The sequence below is a fragment of the Streptomyces beijiangensis genome, from assembly GCF_017315755.1.
Lineage (GTDB): Bacteria > Actinomycetota > Actinomycetes > Streptomycetales > Streptomycetaceae > Streptomyces > Streptomyces beijiangensis.
The window spans coordinates 1-722 of record NZ_JAFLRJ010000740.1 but is presented as its reverse complement, the minus strand read 5'-3'; the positions used below and the strand labels follow the sequence as shown (position 1 = coordinate 722).

Sequence of the window (722 nt, the reverse complement as noted above, 5' to 3'; positions counted from 1 at the left end):
GCGTCTCGTGGGCTCGGCGACATGCATGAGAACCCGATCGATCTTGGCCCGGTCCACTGACCCCGGCGCGACGGGCAGGGAGTGGGCGTCTCCCTCCCGGATCTCCACTGCCGACAGGTCTTTCGTACGCCGGCGGGCCTCGGTGAGCATGACCGAGTCACGGTCGACTCCGATCACCGTGCCGCTGACGCCGACGCGTTCGGCCAGCGCCGACAGGTCGGTACCTGGGCCGCATCCCACGTCGAGTGCCGTCTGCCCCGGCCGGACGTCCAGCAGATTCATCAATTCCCGCTTGTAGCCGCGGCCGGCGCCGGCTGCTGCTCGGAGCATGTAGGCGGCCTGATCAGGTCGGGACACACCGAGAGTCGTTGACATACGGGAGAGTCAACACCGTGGCTGACAGCGATGCTATTCGGCAGGAAGGGATGTAGGGTCTCGCAGCTCGTGTCGGATGCGGCCTCCGAGGCCGGCCGCTTCTCCCGAGTCTCACGACGCGTCGGACGCCCTGCGTCTCAGCTTCGTGCCGGAGAGCCGACAGCGCCACCGATCGGTGACCGCGGCTCGATCCGCTGAACTGCGGTGTCCCACCACGATGTCGGATCCGGCTTCCATCCGACATCGCGGTGGGGCACCGACACGAAATTTGAGAACCTACAGGAATGTAGGTTCTCACTTTCGGTGTCATGTGCCGACGCTGTGACCTGGATGTCCCTCTTCAGTCT

Annotated in this window: 1 protein-coding gene; it reads right to left on the bottom strand. The window is 65.5% G+C overall.

Annotated elements, in window-relative coordinates; all coding sequences use genetic code 11:
* The coding region (locus tag J0695_RS38795) for a methyltransferase domain-containing protein (RefSeq protein ID WP_206969561.1) at positions 1-330 on the bottom strand (330 nt) is incomplete at its 3' end.
* Positions 331-722: the final 392 nt, after the last annotated feature.